The following is a 19,131-nucleotide window of genomic DNA, read 5'->3' as shown; positions in this document are numbered from 1 at the left end:
GAAATGCCCACCGTCATCTACCAGTCCTTTCGCACCGACGGCGTTCCCCCGTGGATCGCCGCGTGCATGGATTCCGTCCGGCGCTGGGCCGGGCAAAAGGGCTACGACTACCGCTTCTACGACGACACGTTCTTCGATCGCGTCCCCGACGACATCCGCCCGCAGGCCTCGGCGCACAAATGCGTCCTCTCCGACTACGCCCGTCTCGCCGTCGCCCGTGAACTGCTTGGCGAAGGCTACGACCGCGCGATCTGGATCGATGCCGACGCGCTGGTCTTCGATCCCGTCCGTTTCGATCTCGCGCAAACCACCGGCTATGCCTTCTGCCGCGAAATCTGGATACACTCCGTCGTCTTCGGGCGCCCCCAGTTCAAGCTCACCGTCAACAACTCCGTCTCGCTCTTCTGCCGCGACCAGCGCCTCATCGATTTCTACCTCGATTGCGCGCACCGCACGCTCCTCCGCTCGCCCTCGCCCGGCCCGCTCGTCATCGGCACCGACTTTCTCGAGGGTCTCCGCCGCGTCGTCGATTTCCCCCTCATCACCAATGTCGGCATCCTCGGCCCCGACCTCGCCCGCGCCTACCTCCGCGACGACCCCCGCTTTCTCCGCCCTTACCTCGCCTACCAAACCAGCACCATCGCCGCCGCCAACATCTGCCTCTCCAAAACCGCCGCGACCTCGTCCGGCGCCTCCGCCCTGCCCTCGCTCACGCACGACGACGCCCTGCGCCTCGTCGACCGCCTCCTCTCCGACCGCGGCGCGTCGCTCAACCGGCACTTCCGCGCGCCTTACCGCCGTGCCGGCGACGAATTCGCCCGCCCCCTCACCCGTTACCTCGCCCTTTGGGAAAGCGCCCGCCACTTCCGCCACCTTTTCCGCATACGCGCAGTCCGCTGACCCTTTTTCAACAAATGAGCCAACCCATCATCGAGGTTAAAAACGTCTCCAAGAAATACCGACTCGGCGTGATCGGCATGAGCAGCTTTCGCGACGAGGTGCAGCGCCTTTTCGCCCGGCTGCGTCCCCGCCGCAACGGCGTCGTGCGCGCCGCCGATCTCGACGCCCGCCCCGCGCCGTCCGATTTCTGGGCGCTCCGCGACATCAGCTTCGACGTGCGCCCCGGCGAGGTCGTCGGCGTCATCGGCCGCAACGGCGCCGGCAAGTCCACCTGCCCTGCCTCGCTCACGCACGACGACGCCCTGCGCCTCGTCGACCGCCTCTTCCGACCGCGGCGCGTCGCTCAACCGGCACTTCGCGCGCCTTACCGCCGTGCCGGCGACGAACCCCCCCCCTCACCCGTTACCTCGCCCTTTGGGAAAGCGCCGCCACTTCCGCCACCTTTCCGCATACGCGCAGTCCGCTGACCCTTTTTCAACAAATGAGCCAACCCATCATCGAGGTTAAAAACGTCTCCAAGAAATACCGACTCGGCGTGATCGGCATGAGCAGCTTTCGCGACGAGGTGCAGCGCCTTTTCGCCCGGCTGCGTCCCCGCCGCAACGGCGTCGTGCGCGCCGCCGATCTCGACGCCCGCCCCGCGCCGTCCGATTTCTGGGCGCTCCGCGACATCAGCTTCGACGTGCGCCCCGGCGAGGTCGTCGGCGTCATCGGCCGCAACGGCGCCGGCAAGTCCACCCTGCTCAAAATCCTCTCCCGCATCACCGAGCCCACCACCGGCGAAATCACCCTCCGCGGCCGTCTCGCCTCCCTGCTCGAGGTCGGCACCGGCTTCCACCCCGAGCTCACCGGCCGCGACAACATCTTCCTCAACGGCGCCATCCTCGGCATGCGCAAGGCCGAGATCGCCCGCAAATTCGACGAGATCGTCGCCTTCTCCGAAATCGGCCCCTTCATCGACACCCCCGTCAAGCGCTACTCCTCCGGCATGTATGTGCGCCTCGCCTTCGCCGTCGCCGCGCACCTCGAGCCCGAGATCCTGCTCGTTGACGAGGTTCTCGCCGTCGGCGACGCCGACTTCCAGCGCAAGTGCCTCGGCAAAATGGAAAACATTTCCCAGGGCGGCGGACGCACCATCCTCTTCGTCAGCCACAACATGACGGCCATCCGCCGGCTCTGCTCCCGCTGCGTGTTCCTTGAGCGCGGGAAGCCCAACCTCGTCCTCCCCATCGACGAGGCCATCGACCATTACACCAGCGCCTACGCCGCCTCGCCCGGACTCGTCGCCATCGAGGACCGCGAGCGCAAGCTCCGCCGCGGCCGCGCCGCCCGTCTTCTCACCCTCTCCATCGCCGGCGACGACAGCCAGCTCGCCTACGGACGCCCCGGCTACATCGAGATCGCCTTCGACCTGAAGGAACCCGTCGACGGCCTCACCGTCGGCCTCGGTTTCGACACCCTCGAAGGCCAGCGCCTCCTTACCCTCGACAGCGACACCCACCGCGAACCCTGGAAACTCGGCCCCGGCCGCCACCGCGTCCGCGTCGGCCTCGACTACTGGCCGCTCCAGCCCGGCAACTACAACATAAACTCCGCCATTTATGACGGACACAACTGCCTCGATGCCGTGAACAACTGCGCCATCTGGGAAGTGCACACCAGCCGCGCCGACAACGTCAGCGACCGCGGCTTCGGCGCCGTCCGCCCCCAGCCCATCGCCGAATTGGTATCCTGATTTCAAATACAGACCGTCCTCGTCCGCCATGCCGTCCGCCTCTCCTTCGCCACCATCCATGCGTATCCGATCAGAAGCTCCCTTCCCCCGGCCGGCGCGCGCCACCCAAGTGACGCGGGCCGTTTTCCTTCATGCTTTCTCTCCGGCCCTGCCGTCCACCAGCCCTCCAGCCTCCACTAACAACCGCCATGCAGCCACGCAAGTCCACCCGCCTCCTTGTCGCCACCCGCACTTCTCCGCTTGCCGGTGAGTCCGGTTCCGGCGCGTATCTCTCCGACCTCCTCGACTATCTTTCCCGTGACCACTTCCGCATCCACACCATCTGGACGGAACCGCCCGATCTCTTTCCCACCCGCGGCTTCTGGCGGCGCCCGCGCCGTGACCGCTCCGCCTTCACCCTCGACATCATGGACATGCGCCGCCTCGGATCGCTTTACTGGCGTCCCGGCATCCTCTGGCTTCCTGCCAAGGCCCGCGCCCTCCATGCCGCCAAGACGGCCCTGGCTCACGCCCGCATCGACATCTCCCGCCGCCGCCCTCCCGCCGACCTTGCCGCCCAGCCCTGCCGCAATCGCGCCGCGTGGAACGCCCCCGCCTCCCTCGCCGAAATCCGCGCCGTCCAGCGCGCCGCCGCCCGTTTCCGTCCCGATGCCATCCTCGTCAACTACGCGTGGATGGCCTCGACTCCCGGTCAGCCCTCGACCTCCCGCCCGCCGGTCGCCGTCCTCACCAACGATGTCTGGCACCGTCAGCTCCACATCCGCGACGGCCGGCCCGTTGAAATCCTCAACGAACGCACCACCGTCGAATATGAAACCCGCGCCCTCTCCACGGCCGACGCCATTGTCGCCATCCAGGATATTGAGGCCGCGCTTTTCCGCCGCCTCCTTCCCGGCACGCCGGTCGTCACCGCGCCCATCTCCGTCCGCCCCCGCCCGCTCCCGCCTGCTTCCGCGCCCGACGTGCTTTTCGTCGGCAGCCCCCACGCGTCCAACCGCCGCGGCCTCGACTGGTTTCTCCGCGAAACCTGGCCGCTCCTCCGTGTCGTCGCGCCGCAAACCCGCCTCCTCGTCGCCGGCACCATCTGCGCCGCGCTTCCCGACGATCTTCCCGCCGGCGTCGAAAAGCTCGGCCGCCTGCCCGACCTGGCCGACGCCTACGCCCGCGCCCGTCATCACCCCCGCGCCATCGAACCACCGCCATCGCCACGTGCCCCGTGATGCTTCGTCCGGCGCTGCGCGTCGCCGACACGCCCGCCGGTTTCGCCGCCGCCACCGCCGCCCTGCTCGGCTCCCCCGAGGCCGCCGCCGGCGCCGCCGCGCAACTCTCCGCCGCCGCCTACACGCATTTCTCGCCCGCCGCCTGCTACGCCCCGCTCTCGCGCCTTCTCCGCGACCTCGCCGCCGCCCGCCGCACCGCCGCGCAACTCGCCCGCGCCTCCGCCCCGTCTTCCGGCGCGCATGCCGTATCCATGAATCCATGACACTCGTCCGCATCGTCAAATCCTGGACATGGCCCGATCTCCTCCGCCAAACTCCCGCCGGTGACGGCATATGGGACGAATGTCGTTTCACCCTCGATCCCGTCGAACGCTGCGACTTCCTCGTCGCGCTCAACCACATCCCCGCCGACCTCGCCGTCACCGTGCCGCCCTCCCGCGTCTGGCTTTTCATGCAGGAGCCGCCCGAGCGCGATTACCGCTGGGCCGAGCGCGGCTTCCACCATTTTTCCCGCATTCACACCCAGGATACGCGTCTTCGCGGCCCGTCCATCGTCCAACGCAATCGACATCAATGATCCCGACGCGCCGCGTCGCGTCGTCGAAATAATCCGCTCCGACCTTGCCGAGCGCAACCGGGCCGCCATCGACGAGGCCCGCCGCCGCGTCCTTGAGGAGCACAACCTTTTCCCCCGCCTTGCCCGCCTCATCGCCGAGGAGCGGGCAAGCAATCCCGGGGCCGCCCCGCAGCGCCTTCATCTTCCCCGCAATCCCGACCTCACCCGCTACTACGCCAAAACCCCCGTCCTCTTCCGCGCCTGGCGCCGCCTCGCCCGCCAGGTGAAACCCGCCCGATAGGAACTCCGCCGGCACGACCATGTATCCAAAATCCAATCACACACCGAGTCCCGCCCCTCCGTATCTTTCTCTTTATTCTTTCTCTTTCCTCTTTCTCCCAGTCCGCCCACCTCGTCGGGGAGAAAGAGGAAAGAGAAAGAATAAAGAGAAAGATAAAAGTCCTCCGCCGGCACGACGGCATCCTCATTTCGCAATCCGCATTTCACCATGAACGTCACGCTCATCCTCTTCAACCGCCCGGGCCCCACCGCCCGCGTGCTTGCCCGCGTGCGTGACGCCCGCCCTTCCACCCTCCTCGTCATCTGCGACGGGCCTCGCCCCCATCGTCCTGACGACGCCGGGCGTGTCGCGGCGGTCCGCCGCCTCGTGGACGAGTCCATCGACTGGCCCTGCCGCGTCCTTCGCGACTATTCCGAAACCAATCTCGGCTGCATGCGCCGCATCCAGACCGGCCTCAACTGGGTTTTTTCCCAAGTCGAGGAGACCATTGTCCTCGAGGACGACTGCCTTCCCCATCCCGATTTTTTCACCTTCGCCGCCTCCACGCTCGCGCGCTACCGCGACGATCCGCGCGTGATGAACATCTCCGGCACCAATCTCATCGCCCGCCGCCATCGTCCCCGCCACGCCTGCTGGTTCAGCCAGCACACCTGGATCTGGGGCTGGGCCACCTGGCGCCGCGCCTGGCGGCACTACGACGCCGATTACTCCACCTGGGACGCCCGTCTTCCCGCGCTCCGCGCCTCCTTCGCCTCCGCGTGGGAACGCCAATACTGGATCTCCACCTTCGACCAGGCCCGCCGCAATCTCCAGGCCGCCAACTCCTGGGGCTTCCAGTGGAATTACACCTGCCGCTCTCTCGGCGGCCTCACCGCCATGCCGCGCGCCAACCTCGTTGAAAACCTCGGCTTCACGGCGGACTCGACGCACACCGACGACCTCGCCCGCCTCGCCCGGCCCACCTCCGCCCTCGGCCCTCTTTCGTATCCGGAATCTCATTACACCGATCCCTACGCCGAGGATCTCTGGACCCGCGTTTATGCCGGCGCGCCGACCACTCCCCTGGCCAACCTGAAATCCCGCCTGCGCATCCTCCGCAATCCCAAGCCCGCCGTCGCCTGACGTCCTTTCCCATGCCGCTGAAGCAAACCGCCCGCTCCCTCTTCTACGCGCTCCGTTATCCCGGGGCGCGCATCGGGCGGCATTGCTTCGTCGGCAACGCCACCCGCCTTGCCCCCGGCGTGCGGATCGGCGACGGCTCCACCCTTTCCGGGGCGACTCTCCACCCCGGCACGATCCTCGGCCCCCGCTCCGCGGTCCACCCCGGCGCGCGCATCGCCCGCAGCACGCTCGGCGCGCATTGCACCGTCGAGGGCGGCGCGGAAATCTACGGCAGCACGCTCGGCGATTATGTCACGCTCCATCCGCGGACCTCCCTCACGGATGTCCAGGCCGGCTCGTTCAACTACATCGCCCTGGAGACGCGCCTGAACGACGTGTCCCTCGGCTCGTTCTGCTCCATCGGCCCCCGCGTCATCATCGGCACCGGCGAGCACCCGTCGCATCTCCTCAGCACGTCGCCCGTTTTCTATTCCCCGCGCAAACAGACCGGCGCCACCTTCCTCCCGGCCAACGCCGCCGGGCTCTTCGCCGAGCGCCTGCGCGTCCACATCGGCCACGACGTCTGGATTGGCGCGCACGCCTTTGTCCGCGACGGCGTCCGCATCGGCAACGGCGCCATCGTCGCGGCCGGCGCCGTCGTCACCCGCGATGTCGCCCCCTACCAGATCGTCGGCGGCGTGCCCGCGCGTCCCATTCGTCTTCGTTTCCCCGAAACCATCATCGCCCGGCTCGAAGCCCTCGCCTGGTGGCAATGGCCGCCCGGCAAGCTCCGCGCCGCCCAGCCGTTCATTGCCCAGCCTGATCCCGAAAAACTTTTCCAATGGGCCGAGTCCTGGGCGCGGCGCGAAGTGACAAGCGACCCGTAACAAGTATCAAAAAAACAAATACACAGCCGCCACGCTTCGCATCCCTCCCTGGCCATTCCTCATCGGTGAAACCCAGCCTGTCCATCCTCCTCCCGGTTTACAACGCCGCCCGCTACCTGCCCGCGGCGCTCGCCTCCCTTCGCGCGCAAACCTTCACCGACTACGAACTCATTGCCGTTGACGACGGCTCCGCCGACCGATCCCTCGCCATCCTTGCCCGCGCCGCCGATGCCGATCCCCGCATCCGTGTGATTTCCCGTCCCAACACCGGCATTGTCGGCGCCCTCAACGACGGGCTCGAGGCCGCGCGCGCGCCCGTCGTCGCCCGCATGGACGCCGACGACATCGCGATTCCCGACCGCCTCGCCCGCCAGTTCGCCTTCCTCCGGCTCACGCCCGAATTCGTCTGCCTCGGCACCGCCGTCCATTTCATGGACGCCCGCTCCGCCCTGCTCAAGCCCTGCCCCCGCTCCGCCGACCACGACGCCATCGAGCGCGCCCTGCTGCTTGGCGACGGCGGCCAGCTCATCCACCCCTCCATCATGTTCCGCCGCGACGCCGTCCTCCAGATCGGCGGCTACCGTCTCGCCGCGCAATGGATCGAGGACCTCGACCTCTACCTCCGCCTTGCCCGCGTCGGCCGCCTCACCAATCTTCCAGCCGCGCTGCTCCATTACCGCATCCACGAGCAAAGCGTGAACTTCACCCGCAACACCGGCCGGCACGAGCGCAAGCTCCGCATCCTTGCCGAGGCGCACGCCGCCCGCGGCCTCCCGTTTGATCCCGCCGCCATTCCGCCGCCGGCCTACAAGTCCGCCTTCAGCCCGGACGATCTCTGCGACTATGCCATCACTTCGTTGGGCTACGGTCGCCGGGGACGCCCCTGGCACTACACCTGGCGCGCGCTGCGCGCCGCTCCTCGCGCGCGCCGTCCCTGGCGCACCCTTTCCTACCTTCTGAAACACCGCCTCGGCCTTATCCGGACTTAGCCTCCCCTCAACTCCCGTCCGCCTGCTCCCACATCCCACACTTCATCCTTCACGCTCCATTTTTCATTCGTGCCCTCCCTGCTCTACATAGGCCAAACTCCCGCCGAAGGCACCGGCAGCCCGGTTGTCATCCTCCGCCATCTCCGGCGGCTCGCCGCCGACGGCTGGCAGATCACCGTCATCGCCGAGCACGGCCAGGACAGCGCAGCCTGCGATGCCGCCGGCTGGCCCGTCCATCCGCTGCCCGCCCGCCGCCGTCCCTGGTGGCCGCCCTACCGCCCCGATTCCGCCCCCTTCCTGCGCTCGATCCGCACCACGCTCATCGCCCGCGAAATCCGCCGGCGCTTTTTCGCGTCCGCCCGCGGCCCCGACGCCCTCTTCGGCTACCTCGCCGCCCATGCCGACTTTGCGCCCGAGATCGCCGCCCGCCTCGCCCGCCAGACCCGGGTTCCCCTCACGCTGCTCATCCATGACGATGCCGCGGATTTCGCCCGCACCGCGAAGGAGCGTCGCGTCCTCCGCCGCCGCCACGCCGGCATTCTGCGCGCCGCGCACCGCAACTGGTTCGTCTCCCCCGAACTCGCCGCCGTTTACGGCCCTCCCTTCAGCCTTGAGCCCGGCGCTTTCAGCCTTCCCCCGCTTCCCGAGGGCGGCGCCCGTCAGTCCGCCTACCGCCCGCCTCCGGCCGACGGACGCCCGCGCATCTATTACGGCGGACACATCTGGCCCGCGCAGTATCCTCTCTTCGCCCGCCTCGCCCGCGTGATCCACGAGGCCGGCGGGCGCCTTGTCCTCCTCACCCGCGACACGCCCGAGCTCCGCGCCTTCCGCGCCACCGCCGCCCCGGTGGACACGTTGCCGCTCTTCCCTTCCAACACCGAGGCACTCGCCCACCTTTCCTCCCATGCCTCCGGCATCCTCGTCTCCTACGCGGATACGCTCGCCGACATGCCCTGGGTCGCGACCAGCTTCCCCAGCAAGTTCATCGAATACGCCCACCTCGGCCTGCCCGCCCACATCGTCGCGCCGCCCAAAAGCGCCATCGCCAACTGGGCGGCGCGCGCGGCGTATCCAAATTTCACTACACCCGACGACCTTGCGCCCCTCGCCCGCTGGGTCTCCGACCTCCGCGACCCCGCCGTCTGGCCCGCCCTCGTCGCCCCCGTCCGCCGCCACGCCGCCACCGATTTCTCTCCCGATAAAATCCACCGGCAACTCACCGCCGCCCTTATTCCGCAATCCGCACACCGACTTCTGCATTCTCCATGACTTCCCTCGTCCTCATCGGCTGCGGCGCCGTCGCGAAGCAATTCTACCTTCCCGCCCTGCGCGCGCTCGCCCCCCTCGGCGAGCTTCGCGTCCACGCCCTCGTCGATCCGTCCGCCGCCGCCCGCGCTCCGCTCGCCGCCGCCTTTCCCGCCGCGCACCAGCACGACGATCTCGCCGAGGTCAACGCCCCGCCCGGCGCGCTCGCCGTCATCGCCACGCCGCCCCGCTTCCATCTCGCGCAAACCCTCGCCGCCTTCGACCGCGGCTGGCACGTCCTCTGCGAGAAACCCATGGCGGCCACCGCCGCCGAATGCGACCGCATGCTCGCCGCCGCCCGCGCCGCCGACCGCCATCTCGCCGTCGGCCTCTACAAACGTTTTTTCCCCGCCAGCCTCTACCTCAAAAACCTCTGCCAGCATCACCAGCTCGGTCCCCTCCTGCATTACGACATCGCCGAGGGAGGCCCCTTCCGCTGGCCCGCCGCCACGCCTTCCTTTTTTATCAAGGAGCAGACCCCGGGCGGCGTCCTGCTCGACATCGGCGTCCACGTGCTCGACCTCCTGCTCTGGTGGCTTGGCGAACCCGCCTCCCTCACCTACGCCGACGACGCCATGGGCGGGCTCGAAACCAACGCCCGCCTCGCGCTTCGCCATGCCGGCGGCGCCACTGGCGCGCTCCACTTCAGCCGCGACTGGCCCACCGCCCAGCGCTACCTCTTCGATTTCGAACGCGGCCGGATCGTCTGGCGCGTCAACCGGGCCAACACCCTCGAACTCCGCCTCCACGGCACTCCCGCCACGCTCGCCGCCACCTTGCAGGACCCGCTCACCGCCGCCCCCCAATCCACCCAGCCCCAAGCCTTCATCGCCCAGCTCCGCAATCTCGCCGCCGCCATCGACGGACGCGCCCCGCTTCATGTCCCCGGCGACGAAGGCGCGCGCTCCCTCCGTCTCATCGAAACCTGCTACCGGCAAAAAAAACTCCTCGCCCAGCCCTGGCTTTCCGCCGCCGAGCAAGCCCGCGCCCAGACCATCCTCGACGCGCCCGGCCTCCCGCCGCCCCCGCCGCCGCGCGCGACTGGCGCGGCTGATGCGAAACCACATGTATCAAGATAACAAATACAATCCGCCGCGCCATCCCGGCGCCCATTCCGCAATCCGCCATCCATGAAAATCGCCATCATCGGCTCCAACGGCTTTGTCGGCACCCGCCTCGTCGAGCACCTGCACCTCGACAGCCCACACACCGCCGTTCCCATCGTCCGCCAGCCCTCCTCCCTCGCGCTCCCCGCCCGTTTCGCCATCGACTGGAGGCTCGCCGACGCCCTTGATTCCGATTCCCTCGCCGCCGCGCTTCACGGTTGCGACGCCGTCGTCCACGCCGCCCTCGGCGATCCCGACCAGATCACCCGCATGCCCGCCGTGCTTTGCGCCGCCGCCGCCCGCGCCGGACTTCGCCGCATCGTCTATCTCAGCTCCGCGTCCGTCCACGGCCAGGACATTCCGCCCGGCACCGACGAGGAAACCCCGCTCCACACCCGGCACTCCCTCGATTACAACAACGCCAAAGTCCGCGCCGAGCGCGCCCTTTTCGCCGCCGCCCGCCGCCACTCGCTCCACGTTTATGCGCTTCGTCCCGGCGTCGTCTTCGGCCCCCGCTCCCGCTGGATAACCGACGCCGCCCAGGCCCTCCGCGACGGCGTCGCCTGGCTCCACGGCGACGGCTCCGGCATCTGCAACACCATCTACATCGACAACCTCGTCCACGCCATCCGCCTCTGCCTCGAACACTCCGATCCGGCCGCGACCGCCACCCGCGCCTATCTCGTCGCCGATGCCGAAACGGTCACCTGGGCCGATTTCCATGCGCCTGTCGCCCGCGCCCTCGAAGTGCCTGCCGAGGCCATCCACCGCGTCGAGCATCTCCCGGCTTTTCCCAAGTCCTTCCGCCAGCGCGTCGATCAAACCCTCAGCCGCCCGTGGGCGCAAAAACTCCTTCCCGCCTTTCCCCACAAGCTCAAGCAAAACACCAAAAAAATCCTGGCCACGCTCTCCACCCCGCCGCCTCCCGATGCCTGGACAATCCCGGCCGCGCCACGTCCCGTCATCACCGAGGAACAGGCCCTCCTCCAGCAATGCCGCTGGAAAATCCCCCACGCCCGCGCCACGGGACTCCTCGCCTACCACCCTCCGGTCACCTTTGCCGAGGGCATGGCCCGCAGCCTGGCCTGGCTGTCCTTCGCCCGCCCGGACCTGTTTCCCGAGAAAGTGACAAGCATCAAGTAACAAGTATCAAAAAACCAGATACACATCAGGCGCGGCAGCGCCGCTCAGCCTTCAGCCTTTTTCCTCTTGCGCCATTCCGTCCTCATTCCCGCCTACAACGCCGCCCGCCACCTTCCCGCGGCGCTCGCCTCCCTGCGCACCCAAACCGACCCCGATTGGGAGCTCATCGTGGTCGAGGACGGCTCCCGCGATGGCGCCGAGGATCTTGTGGCCGGTTTCGCCCGCACCGTCGCCCAGCCCGTCCGCTACGACAACCACGGTGCAAACCGCGGCGTCGCCGCCACCCGCACCCGCCTCCTCGAACTCGCCCGCGGAGATCTTCTTTCCTTCCTCGACGCCGACGATTGGTGGGCCCCCGGTCACTTGGCCGCCGCCCGCCAAACCCTCGCCGCTCCGCCCGCCGGTCTGGCCATCGCCCGCATCCAAACCATCGACCTCGAAAAAAATCTTCCCCTCGAAACCCACGCGCCATCCGCCGCGCTTCTCGCCGATCCGGTCGCCGCGCTCTTCGCCGCCAGTTGCATCATCAACAGTTCCGCCGTCACCCTCACCCGCGGGCTTGCATCCCGCGTCGGCCCCTTCGACGCCTCCTTCCGCATCGGCGAGGATCGCGACTACTGGCTCCGCTGCGCCCTCGCCGGCGCGCGCTTCGCCGACACCGGCCGCCTCACCTGCCATTACGCCAGGCATTCCGCCAGCACGATGGCCCGCACCCTGCTCTGGGCGCAGCAGGAGGTGGCTTTCTACGAAAAACACTGCGCGCTCCCGCAAATTCCCGCCCGTGAACGCCGGCGGCGCCTGGCGCATGCGCTGCGAAACCAGGCTCGCCTTCTCCGCGCCACCGACCCCGGCCAAAGCCTCCGGCTCCTGGTCCGCGCCTGCCGCCTCACGCCCCTCGATCCCCGCCCGTTTCTCCACCTCGCCCTCACCCTCGCCCGCCTGCGCTCCGTGCGATGAAGATTCATGTCACCAGTTGCGAGACCGGCCCGGACGCCTGGCGCCATCAAGAGGAACTCCTCCGCTCGCTCTGGCCGCTTTCGAGCCGCCGCCACGTCCTCGTGGAATCCCCGGACGAAGCCGACATCATCTTTGTCGGCAATCTCCGTCCCGAAAACTGGTATGCGAGCTTGCGAAGCCACCCTGTCGTCAACCGCCATCCGGGCAAATGCTTTGCCCTCTCCGACGCCTGGCAGCTCCTTCCCCTCCTCCACGGCATCTACACCAACGCTCACAAAAAGCTCCCCGCCCGCCGCCGCTACCGCTCCGGCGCCTACACCCTCTACCATCCCGACTACAAAAATCCCTTCATCGAAAACCATCCCGGCCGCGCCTGGGAAAAACCCAAGCTCCACCTCGCCTCCTTCGCCGGACGCGACTGCCATCCCGTGCGCGCCGCCATTTTCAGGCAGACCTTCGCGCGCCCCGACATCCTTGTCCGCGACACGTCGTCCTACAACGCCTTCACCCACGACAACACCGGCAAGGCCCCAAAACAACGCGACTACGTCGAACTGCTCGAAGCCTCCAAGTTCGCCATCTGCCCGCGCGGCAGCGGCGGCGCCAGCATCCGCCTCTTCGAGTCCATGCGCATCGGCGTAGCCCCCGTCATCATATCCGATGACTGGATACGCCCGCGCGGTCCCGACTGGTCGGAATGCGCGCTCATCCTCCGGGAAAACGAAATCCACCGCCTCGAGGCCCTGCTCGTCGCGAACGAGCACCGCCACGCCGCGATCGCGCAGGCCGCCGCCGAAGCCTACGCCCGCCACTTCGCCCCCGCCGCCTACTTCGACTACCTCGTCGACCAGGCGCTCGACATCAAGAAACACCAGTTCATTCCCGAATCCCTCCACTGGCGCGCGCGCCACCTCGTCATTCTCCTGGCCAAAATCAAAAACCGCCTGCGCAAAAAATGAAAAGGAGCGGCGGCGGGGACGCCCTCACTCCAACGGCAATTCCACCTCGAACACCGCCCCGCCGCCGGGCGCGTTGCGCACGCGCGCCGCGCCGCCATGCGCCTCGACGAAGGCGCGCACCAGGCTCAACCCCAGCCCCAGCCCGCTTTGCGAGCGGCTCTGGTCGGCGCGGTAAAGCCGCTCCCAAATCCGCGCCTGCTCCGCCTCCGGCACGCCGGGGCCGTTGTCGCTCACGGCCAGCAATGCGCGCGGGCCGCCGTCCGCCCCCGCGCCGCCGTCGGCGGTCCTGCCCACGCTCACCGTCACGCGCCCGCCGCCCGGCGTGTATTTGAGCGCGTTGTCGATCAGGTTCGCCGCCACCTGGCGCAGTCGTATCGGGTCGCCGGATACAATCACCGGCTCCGGCGCCGGGACGACCGTGAGGGCGATTTGCTTTTCCTCCGCCACGTCCGAATAAAGCTCCGCCGCCGCGCCCGCCAGCGCCCCGAGGTCGCATGGCTCCCGGTCGAGCTTCAGCATGCCCGCCTCCGCCTCGGAAATCTCCATCAGCGCGCGCAGCAGCCGCAGCACCTCGTCGGCCCGCTCCACGTTGTCGGCCAGCGCGTCGCGCATCGCGGTGTCGTCGCCGCGCGCCAGCGCCAGCTCCGCCGAGCCGCGCATGCTGGTGAGCGGCGTGCGCAGGTCGTGCGCGACATTGTCCAGCGCCTCGCGCATCGCGCGCAGCAGCCCGGCGTTTTTTTCCAGCATGGCGTTGAAACAGCGCACCAGCTCCGCCAGCTCGTCGTCGCTCCGTGGCTGCGGCACGCGCACATCGAGCGCGCCGGTGCTTACGATGCGCCGCGCGGCGTCGGCGACATTCTGGATCGGCCGCGTGGCGCGCCGTGCCGCGAGCATGCCGACCGCGAAGCCCACCAGCACCACCGACCCGCCCACCCAGATGAACGTCCGCCGCAGCGGCTCCAGCAACGCGGTGCGGTTGTCCGTGCTGCGCGCCACCTGGAGCAGCAGGCCGTTGTGCAGCACGGTGGAGAGCACGGCAAGGTCCTCCTGCTCGTCCAGCGGCACGCGCCAGGTGAAGACCTGCCGCTCCTGCCAGCCGCCCCAGCCGTCGGGCACCTGGATGCGTTGCGCATCCTGCTCGATCCAGCCCTGCGGCACATTGACCCACACCACGCCGAGCGAGCCGATCAGCCGGATGAAGAGCGAGCGCACGTGCGGCGTGTGGCTGTCCTCATACACCCGCTCCTGCAAACCGCGCAGCCCGCGCGCCTCGTAAATGTCGGCGTATTGCTGCAAACGCATCCGCAGCGCCTCGTGCTCGCGGGCCTCGAGCTGCTGTCCGAGCAGCCAGTACAACAATCCGAAAATCGCCGTGAACCCGACCGCGAACAGCAGCGCGAACCACACGCTGAGGCGCACCGCGAGGGACCGCCGCCAGCGGGTGAAACCGCCGGCGCTCATGGATTCCCCTCCCCCGCTCTCCCCCTCTTTCTTCTTTCCTCTTTCTCTTTCCTCTTTCTCTCCAAGGCATTTCTGCCTTCCCAAGGGGAGAAAGAGGAAAGAGAAAGAGGAAAGAAGAAAGAGGTCATTGCGGATATTCTCCTTGGCCTGGCTTTATTTTGGCGCCTTGAAAACATACCCCACCCCGCGCACGGTTTCGATGCGCGACTTGTCCGGGTCCACCTTTGCGCGCAACCGGTGCATGAGCACATCGACCACATTCGTCTGCGGGTCAAAACTGTAATCCCATACGTGCTCCAGGATCATCGTTTTCGTCACCGGCCTCCCCGGATGCCGCAAAAGATATTCCAGCAGCGCAAACTCCCGCGGCTGCAACTCCACCGGCGCGCCCGCGACCGTGACCGCGCGGGTCACCAGGTCCATCGCCACGTCGCCCACCGCCAGCCGCGTCGCCTCCGGGACGCGCGTCGCGCGCCGGATGAGCGCCTGCAGCCGGGCCGACAGCTCCGCGAAGGCAAACGGCTTCGTCAGGTAATCGTCGCCGCCCGCCTGCAATCCCTTCACGCGATCCTCCACGCTCGAACGCGCGCTCAGAAACAACACCGGCAGCCCCGCGCCCTGCGCGCGCAGCCGCCGCACGAGGCTCAGCCCGTCCAAGCCCGGCAGCATCACATCGACGACCGCCGCGTCGTAGGTCGTGGTCGAGGCCAGCGCGAGCGCCGTGTCGCCGTCCGGCGCGTGGTCGGCCGCATAGCCTTCCTGTTTGAGTCCCTTGACCACAAACGAGGCGATTCTGGCGTCATCTTCAACAACGAGGATTCTCACGGCGCGACAGTTGAGCACGGAGGCCGCGCATGAGGAAGCCTTTAGTGGTTGCCCGTTGTTTTGGACCGCCGCCAAGCGCGCAAAAAAAAACGCAGCCCGGGCGGGCTGCGTTGGAAAATTGCGCCGCGTTTTTGAACGCGCGGGCGGTGCTTATTTCGCAGGCTCGACGATCTCGACCTTGCGGCGGGGTTTGTCGAACTTGACGACTCCGTCCTTGAGGGCGAAGAGCGTCCAGTCGCGACCGATGCCGACGTTCTTGCCGGCGTGCAGCTTCGAGCCGCGCTGGCGGACGAGTATGTTGCCCGCGATCACGGACTGGCCGCCGAATTTTTTGACCCCGAGACGCTTTGAATGGCTCTCGCGTCCGTTGCTGGATGTTCCCTGACCTTTTTTGTGCGCCATGACAGTTTCTCCTTATGCTTTGATGGATTCGATCTTGATGACGGAGAGCTCCTGGCGGTGGCCCTGCTTGCGCGTCATACCCTTGCGTTTCCTTTTCTTGAAGACGGTGATTTTTTCACCGCGTTTGTTTTCGAGAATCTTGGCCGTGACACTGGCGCCCTGGAGGAAGGGCGTGCCGACGCGGAAACCGTCGCCTTCACCGGCGGACAGCACTTCGTTGATCTCAACCGTATTGCCGGCCTCGGTCTTGGGATAGCGGTTGACGATCAGGATGTCGCCTTCGCTGACGGCGAATTGCTGGCCCTGAGTTTTGATGGTGGCTTTCATAGAAAATAAAGGGTCGAACTAAGGTGATTTCCCCAAGGCTGGGCAAGGATTTATTTGAAAAAGGCGGAACCGGCGGCCGGCGGGACCGCGCCGAAATGTAAAATCATCTGGCATCCTGCGTCTTGCGCCTGCCGGTGCGCACGAACAACGCCAGCAGCCCCAGCAGGCACAACCCCGCGCCGGTGGCGCACACGCCGGTCCAGCCGCCGTGCTGGAGCGCGCGCGAGCCGAGCACCGAGCCGACCGCGCCGCCCACGAAAAATCCGACCATGTAAATCGCATTGATCCGGTTGCGCAGCGCGGGGGAAAGCGCGTAGATGCGGCTCTGGTTGGAAATCTGGTTTCCCTGCGCGCCGGCATCCATGAAAAACACCCCCGCGATGAGCCAGCCGAGCGACCAGTCCGCCAGCGCCATCACGGCAAACGAAACCACCATCAACCCGAGCGACACTCCGTTGACCACGCGCGCGGGGAGGCGGTCTGAAAGGCGCCCCGCGATCGGCGCCGCCAGCGCCCCCGCGACTCCGATGAGGCCGAACAGCCCGGCCACCTCGCTGCCGTAATGCTCGGGCCGCGCCGCGAGGTAAAACGAAAGCGCGGTCCAGAACGCGCTGAACGCCGCGAAGCCCGCCGCGCCGACCAGCAGATGGCGTTGCAGGACCGGCTCGCCTTTGAGAATGGGCCACAACGAGCGCAGCAGCTCGGGCAAGGCCACCGGCTGCTGCGGACGCTGGGCGGGCAATTTCCAGCGCAACCCGGCGGCGAGCAGCAGCATCGCCGCCGCGCCGATGTAATACACCCCCTGCCAGCCGAGATGCGCCCCGATGAAACCGCTCAGCGAGCGCGACGCGAGGATGCCCACCAGCAGCCCGCCCATCACGGTGCCCACGACACGTCCGCGGCGTTCGGGGGCGGCGAGCGTCGCGGCAAACGGCACGATCAATTGCGGCGACACGCTGGCGAGGCCCACGAGATAGTTGAGCGCCACGAGCACATGGAGTGTCGGCGCGAGCGCCGCGCCGACCAGCGCGACAGCGGTGCAGGCGACGCACGCGACGATCAGACGCCTGCGCTCAAATGCGTCGCCCAGCGGAACGATGAGCAGCAAGCCGCTGGCATAGCCGAGTTGCGTGGCCACGATGATGACACTGGTCGCGGGCACGCCGGCCCGGTAGGAGTCCGCGATGGAATTGAGCAGCGGCTGCGCGTAATAGATGTTCGCCACCGCGAGCCCGGCGGCAAACGCGAGGAGAAACACCAACCCGGCCGTGAGCCCTTCGGGTTGGTGCCGTGCCGCGCCGGAGGTCGCGGAAGCAGTGGTTTCAGGTGTCGTCGGCTGGTGGCTCATGGTCGTTTTCCGCTTGCGGCCCGGCGTTCACGCAGAATGCGCCGCGCCGGTCAACCTTGTTGCGAGGCCGGACCGCCATGCCGGAAACAACAGCCTCGACTGCGAAAGATTTTAACCAAAAATGGAGTGCAAACAAACCCTCCTTCCAATGGCATTAAAACCCATGCAACCAACGACCGGAAATCATGCTGTCTTTGCAAATGAAGTGGCGGAGATCCAAGGAGTTTACGGTCCTTTTTCATTTCCCGAAATCCTGCTCCAGCAGATCTGGTTTCGGGGAGAATTCGACGCGACGCGCCTCACGGCTGCGGACGGACGCGCGGTGAAGGTGCTCCATCCGGGCCGGTGGAACCGGCTGGGCGGGCCGGATTTCAAACAGGCGCGGCTGCGCATCGGCGGCGAAGCCGTGACCGGCGACGTGGAGGTGCATTTGCACGCGGAGGACTGGACGAAGCACCGCCATGCGGACGACCCGGCGTATGACGGCGTCGTGCTGCACGTCGTCCTTTTTCCGGGCAACGCGAACACCCCTGCCGCGTCGCGGGGCGCGGGCGGACGCGAGATTCCGGTCGCGGTGCTGCTGCCGCTGCTCTGGCACGACCTTGAGGAATACGCGGCGGATGCGGCAGTGGAGCGGCTGGCGCGGCATCCGATGGCGCGGGCGCGCGAGGAACTGCTCGCGATGAGGGAGGACGAATTGCGCGCCGAGTTGGGGCGGCTGTCCTCGGAACGGTGGGCGCGCAAGGTGCATTTTGCCAAACTGCGCGTGGCGCGGCTCGGCTGGGAGGCGGCCTGCCATCACGCGGCGCTGGAAATTCTCGGCTACCGTGCCAACCGCGCCCCGATGCTCGCCGTCGCCACCGAATGGCCGCTCGACGCCTGGCGGAAAAACGCCGCTGCCGCCACCGCTTGCGAAAGGAGCGCGGGCGAGGGCTTCGCCGATGCGGTTTTCGCGGAAATTTCCGCTCGCGGCGCGTGGAGCAAACAGGGGGCGCGCCCGGCGAATCACCCGCGCTCGCGGCTGCGCCAGTATGCGCGATGGGTCGCCGCGAACCCGGACTGGCCCGCCCGCCTCGCCCATCTCTTCGCCAATCAAAGGAGCGCGGGCATGGCAGGCTTCTCGCTTCGCTCGGAACTTGCCCGCGATGTCCGTGAAAGACGCGGGCAGGAATGCCCGCGCTCCTTTATGTGTGCCATCCGTGCCGACGAGCCGTCCACGCGCGACTGGAGGCGGGCAAACGAGGCGCGAAAGCTGCGCGCTTCCGTGGAAGACGAAATTTGCGGCGGCACCATCGGCGGCACGCGGCTGGACAATCTCGTATGCGACGGATTCCTGCCGCTGCTCGCAACACGCGATGCGGCGGACACGGACACGGCCTGGCTGGAGCGTTGCTGGCGGCATTGGTGGACGGGCGACATGCCCGCGCAGGTCGCGCCGTTGTTGAAGGGGTTGCGGATGACCGGCACGCGCGACCAGCCCGCCTGCCACGGCATCGCGCAAGGTTTGCTCGGCTGGATGCTGGCAAGCGAGGACGCGGCAACGCGCGACGAACGCAATAACGAGGTTGCCCGGTCTCGGTGTCGTGCTTGAAAGTCGTGTTTTAACGAT

20 protein-coding genes are annotated in these 19,131 nt (G+C 67.6%); 15 read left to right on the top strand and 5 right to left on the bottom strand.

The annotated features are described in order from the left end of the window. Positions 1-3 precede the first annotated feature (3 nt). From OH491_RS21560 to OH491_RS21495, 14 genes are all read left to right on the top strand, one after another. The gene (locus tag OH491_RS21560; protein ID WP_068772484.1) at positions 4-900 is read left to right on the top strand and encodes a hypothetical protein; all 897 of its coding nucleotides are present in this window, start codon (positions 4-6) and stop codon (positions 898-900) included. Between the two features lie 14 nt (positions 901-914). Then, positions 915-1,367 (top strand): ATP-binding cassette domain-containing protein, encoded by a 453-nt coding sequence (locus tag OH491_RS21555; RefSeq protein WP_342750683.1) that lies wholly within the window; start codon positions 915-917, stop codon positions 1,365-1,367. 14 nt (positions 1,368-1,381) lie between these two features. Further along, positions 1,382-2,635: an ABC transporter ATP-binding protein gene (locus tag OH491_RS21550; protein WP_068772485.1), complete on the top strand. Its 1,254-nt coding sequence runs from the start codon at positions 1,382-1,384 to the stop codon at positions 2,633-2,635. Between the two features lie 188 nt (positions 2,636-2,823). After that, on the top strand, positions 2,824-3,855 hold the full coding sequence (locus OH491_RS21545) for a glycosyltransferase family 4 protein (RefSeq protein WP_342750682.1): 1,032 nt from the start codon (positions 2,824-2,826) through the stop codon (positions 3,853-3,855). Continuing rightward, positions 3,852-4,118, top strand: coding sequence for a hypothetical protein (locus tag OH491_RS21540; RefSeq protein WP_342750681.1), 267 nt, complete (start codon positions 3,852-3,854; stop codon positions 4,116-4,118). The genes OH491_RS21545 and OH491_RS21540 overlap by 4 nt, the downstream gene beginning before the upstream one ends. Further along, positions 4,115-4,432, top strand: coding sequence for a hypothetical protein (locus OH491_RS21535; protein ID WP_342750680.1), 318 nt, complete (start codon positions 4,115-4,117; stop codon positions 4,430-4,432). Before OH491_RS21540 ends, OH491_RS21535 begins: the two co-directional genes overlap by 4 nt. 487 nt (positions 4,433-4,919) lie before the next feature. Then, entirely contained in the window at positions 4,920-5,834 is a 915-nt protein-coding gene (locus OH491_RS21530) for a hypothetical protein (RefSeq protein WP_068772488.1), read from the top strand. An 11-nt stretch (positions 5,835-5,845) separates the two neighbouring features. Beyond that, entirely contained in the window at positions 5,846-6,700 is an 855-nt protein-coding gene (locus OH491_RS21525; protein WP_084442589.1) for a DapH/DapD/GlmU-related protein, read from the top strand. Positions 6,701-6,765: 65 nt separating this feature from the next. Further along, positions 6,766-7,689 (top strand): glycosyltransferase family 2 protein, encoded by a 924-nt coding sequence (locus OH491_RS21520; RefSeq protein WP_068772489.1) that lies wholly within the window; start codon positions 6,766-6,768, stop codon positions 7,687-7,689. Between the two features lie 69 nt (positions 7,690-7,758). Further along, entirely contained in the window at positions 7,759-8,958 is a 1,200-nt protein-coding gene (locus tag OH491_RS21515; protein ID WP_342750679.1) for a hypothetical protein, read from the top strand. Continuing rightward, a complete protein-coding gene (locus OH491_RS21510; protein WP_068772491.1) occupies positions 8,955-10,073 on the top strand; it encodes a Gfo/Idh/MocA family protein in 1,119 nt (372 codons plus the stop codon). The genes OH491_RS21515 and OH491_RS21510 overlap by 4 nt, the downstream gene beginning before the upstream one ends. 51 nt (positions 10,074-10,124) lie before the next feature. Further along, positions 10,125-11,243: an NAD-dependent epimerase/dehydratase family protein gene (locus OH491_RS21505; RefSeq protein WP_068772492.1), complete on the top strand. Its 1,119-nt coding sequence runs from the start codon at positions 10,125-10,127 to the stop codon at positions 11,241-11,243. Between the two features lie 66 nt (positions 11,244-11,309). Continuing rightward, positions 11,310-12,200, top strand: a complete 891-nt coding sequence (locus OH491_RS21500; protein ID WP_068772493.1) for a glycosyltransferase family 2 protein — start codon at positions 11,310-11,312, stop codon at positions 12,198-12,200. Next, a complete protein-coding gene (locus tag OH491_RS21495) occupies positions 12,197-13,159 on the top strand; it encodes an exostosin domain-containing protein (protein WP_068772494.1) in 963 nt (320 codons plus the stop codon). The genes OH491_RS21500 and OH491_RS21495 overlap by 4 nt, the downstream gene beginning before the upstream one ends. Positions 13,160-13,183: 24 nt before the next feature. Here the strand turns inward: OH491_RS21495 and OH491_RS21490 are convergent, their stop codons facing one another. From OH491_RS21490 to OH491_RS21470, 5 genes are all read right to left on the bottom strand, one after another. Further along, positions 13,184-14,620 carry a HAMP domain-containing sensor histidine kinase gene (locus tag OH491_RS21490; RefSeq protein WP_068772495.1) on the bottom strand — a complete coding sequence of 479 codons (1,437 nt, stop codon included), beginning with the start codon at positions 14,618-14,620 and terminating at the stop codon, positions 13,184-13,186. 153 nt (positions 14,621-14,773) lie between these two features. Beyond that, positions 14,774-15,445, bottom strand: a complete 672-nt coding sequence (locus tag OH491_RS21485) for a response regulator transcription factor (RefSeq protein ID WP_068772683.1) — start codon at positions 15,443-15,445, stop codon at positions 14,774-14,776. Between the two features lie 150 nt (positions 15,446-15,595). Beyond that, positions 15,596-15,847 carry a 50S ribosomal protein L27 gene (rpmA, locus tag OH491_RS21480; RefSeq protein WP_068772496.1) on the bottom strand — a complete coding sequence of 84 codons (252 nt, stop codon included), beginning with the start codon at positions 15,845-15,847 and terminating at the stop codon, positions 15,596-15,598. A gap of 12 nt (positions 15,848-15,859) precedes the next feature. Next, positions 15,860-16,174 (bottom strand): 50S ribosomal protein L21, encoded by a 315-nt coding sequence (gene rplU / locus OH491_RS21475; protein WP_068772497.1) that lies wholly within the window; start codon positions 16,172-16,174, stop codon positions 15,860-15,862. 103 nt (positions 16,175-16,277) lie between these two features. Next, on the bottom strand, positions 16,278-17,522 hold the full coding sequence (locus OH491_RS21470) for an MFS transporter (protein ID WP_068772498.1): 1,245 nt from the start codon (positions 17,520-17,522) through the stop codon (positions 16,278-16,280). 163 nt (positions 17,523-17,685) lie between these two features. On the opposite strand from OH491_RS21470, the gene OH491_RS21465 reads away from it, so the two are divergent. Next, positions 17,686-19,113 (top strand): DUF2851 family protein, encoded by a 1,428-nt coding sequence (locus tag OH491_RS21465; RefSeq protein WP_068772499.1) that lies wholly within the window; start codon positions 17,686-17,688, stop codon positions 19,111-19,113. The last annotated feature ends 18 nt before the right edge of the window (positions 19,114-19,131 follow it).

The sequence above is a fragment of the Termitidicoccus mucosus genome, from assembly GCF_038725785.1.
Classification (GTDB): Bacteria; Verrucomicrobiota; Verrucomicrobiia; order Opitutales; family Opitutaceae; genus Termitidicoccus; species Termitidicoccus mucosus.
This window is presented reverse-complemented; position numbering and strand designations above follow the sequence as displayed.

Excerpts from the sequence above, each read along its gene's own strand:
- OH491_RS21560 (WP_068772484.1), top strand. The coding sequence starts at position 4 with ATGCCCACCGTCATCTACCAGTCCTTTCGCACCGACGGCGTTCCCCCG.
- OH491_RS21555 (WP_342750683.1), top strand. The coding sequence starts at position 915 with ATGAGCCAACCCATCATCGAGGTTAAAAACGTCTCCAAGAAATACCGA.
- OH491_RS21550 (WP_068772485.1), top strand. The coding sequence starts at position 1,382 with ATGAGCCAACCCATCATCGAGGTTAAAAACGTCTCCAAGAAATACCGA.
- OH491_RS21545 (WP_342750682.1), top strand. The coding sequence starts at position 2,824 with ATGCAGCCACGCAAGTCCACCCGCCTCCTTGTCGCCACCCGCACTTCT.
- OH491_RS21535 (WP_342750680.1), top strand. The coding sequence starts at position 4,115 with ATGACACTCGTCCGCATCGTCAAATCCTGGACATGGCCCGATCTCCTC.
- OH491_RS21530 (WP_068772488.1), top strand. The coding sequence starts at position 4,920 with ATGAACGTCACGCTCATCCTCTTCAACCGCCCGGGCCCCACCGCCCGC.
- OH491_RS21525 (WP_084442589.1), top strand. The coding sequence starts at position 5,846 with ATGCCGCTGAAGCAAACCGCCCGCTCCCTCTTCTACGCGCTCCGTTAT.
- OH491_RS21510 (WP_068772491.1), top strand. The coding sequence starts at position 8,955 with ATGACTTCCCTCGTCCTCATCGGCTGCGGCGCCGTCGCGAAGCAATTC.
- OH491_RS21505 (WP_068772492.1), top strand. The coding sequence starts at position 10,125 with ATGAAAATCGCCATCATCGGCTCCAACGGCTTTGTCGGCACCCGCCTC.
- OH491_RS21495 (WP_068772494.1), top strand. The coding sequence starts at position 12,197 with ATGAAGATTCATGTCACCAGTTGCGAGACCGGCCCGGACGCCTGGCGC.
- OH491_RS21490 (WP_068772495.1), bottom strand. The coding sequence starts at position 14,620 with ATGAGCGCCGGCGGTTTCACCCGCTGGCGGCGGTCCCTCGCGGTGCGC.
- rpmA (WP_068772496.1), bottom strand. The coding sequence starts at position 15,847 with ATGGCGCACAAAAAAGGTCAGGGAACATCCAGCAACGGACGCGAGAGC.
- rplU (WP_068772497.1), bottom strand. The coding sequence starts at position 16,174 with ATGAAAGCCACCATCAAAACTCAGGGCCAGCAATTCGCCGTCAGCGAA.
- OH491_RS21470 (WP_068772498.1), bottom strand. The coding sequence starts at position 17,522 with ATGAGCCACCAGCCGACGACACCTGAAACCACTGCTTCCGCGACCTCC.
- OH491_RS21465 (WP_068772499.1), top strand. The coding sequence starts at position 17,686 with ATGCAACCAACGACCGGAAATCATGCTGTCTTTGCAAATGAAGTGGCG.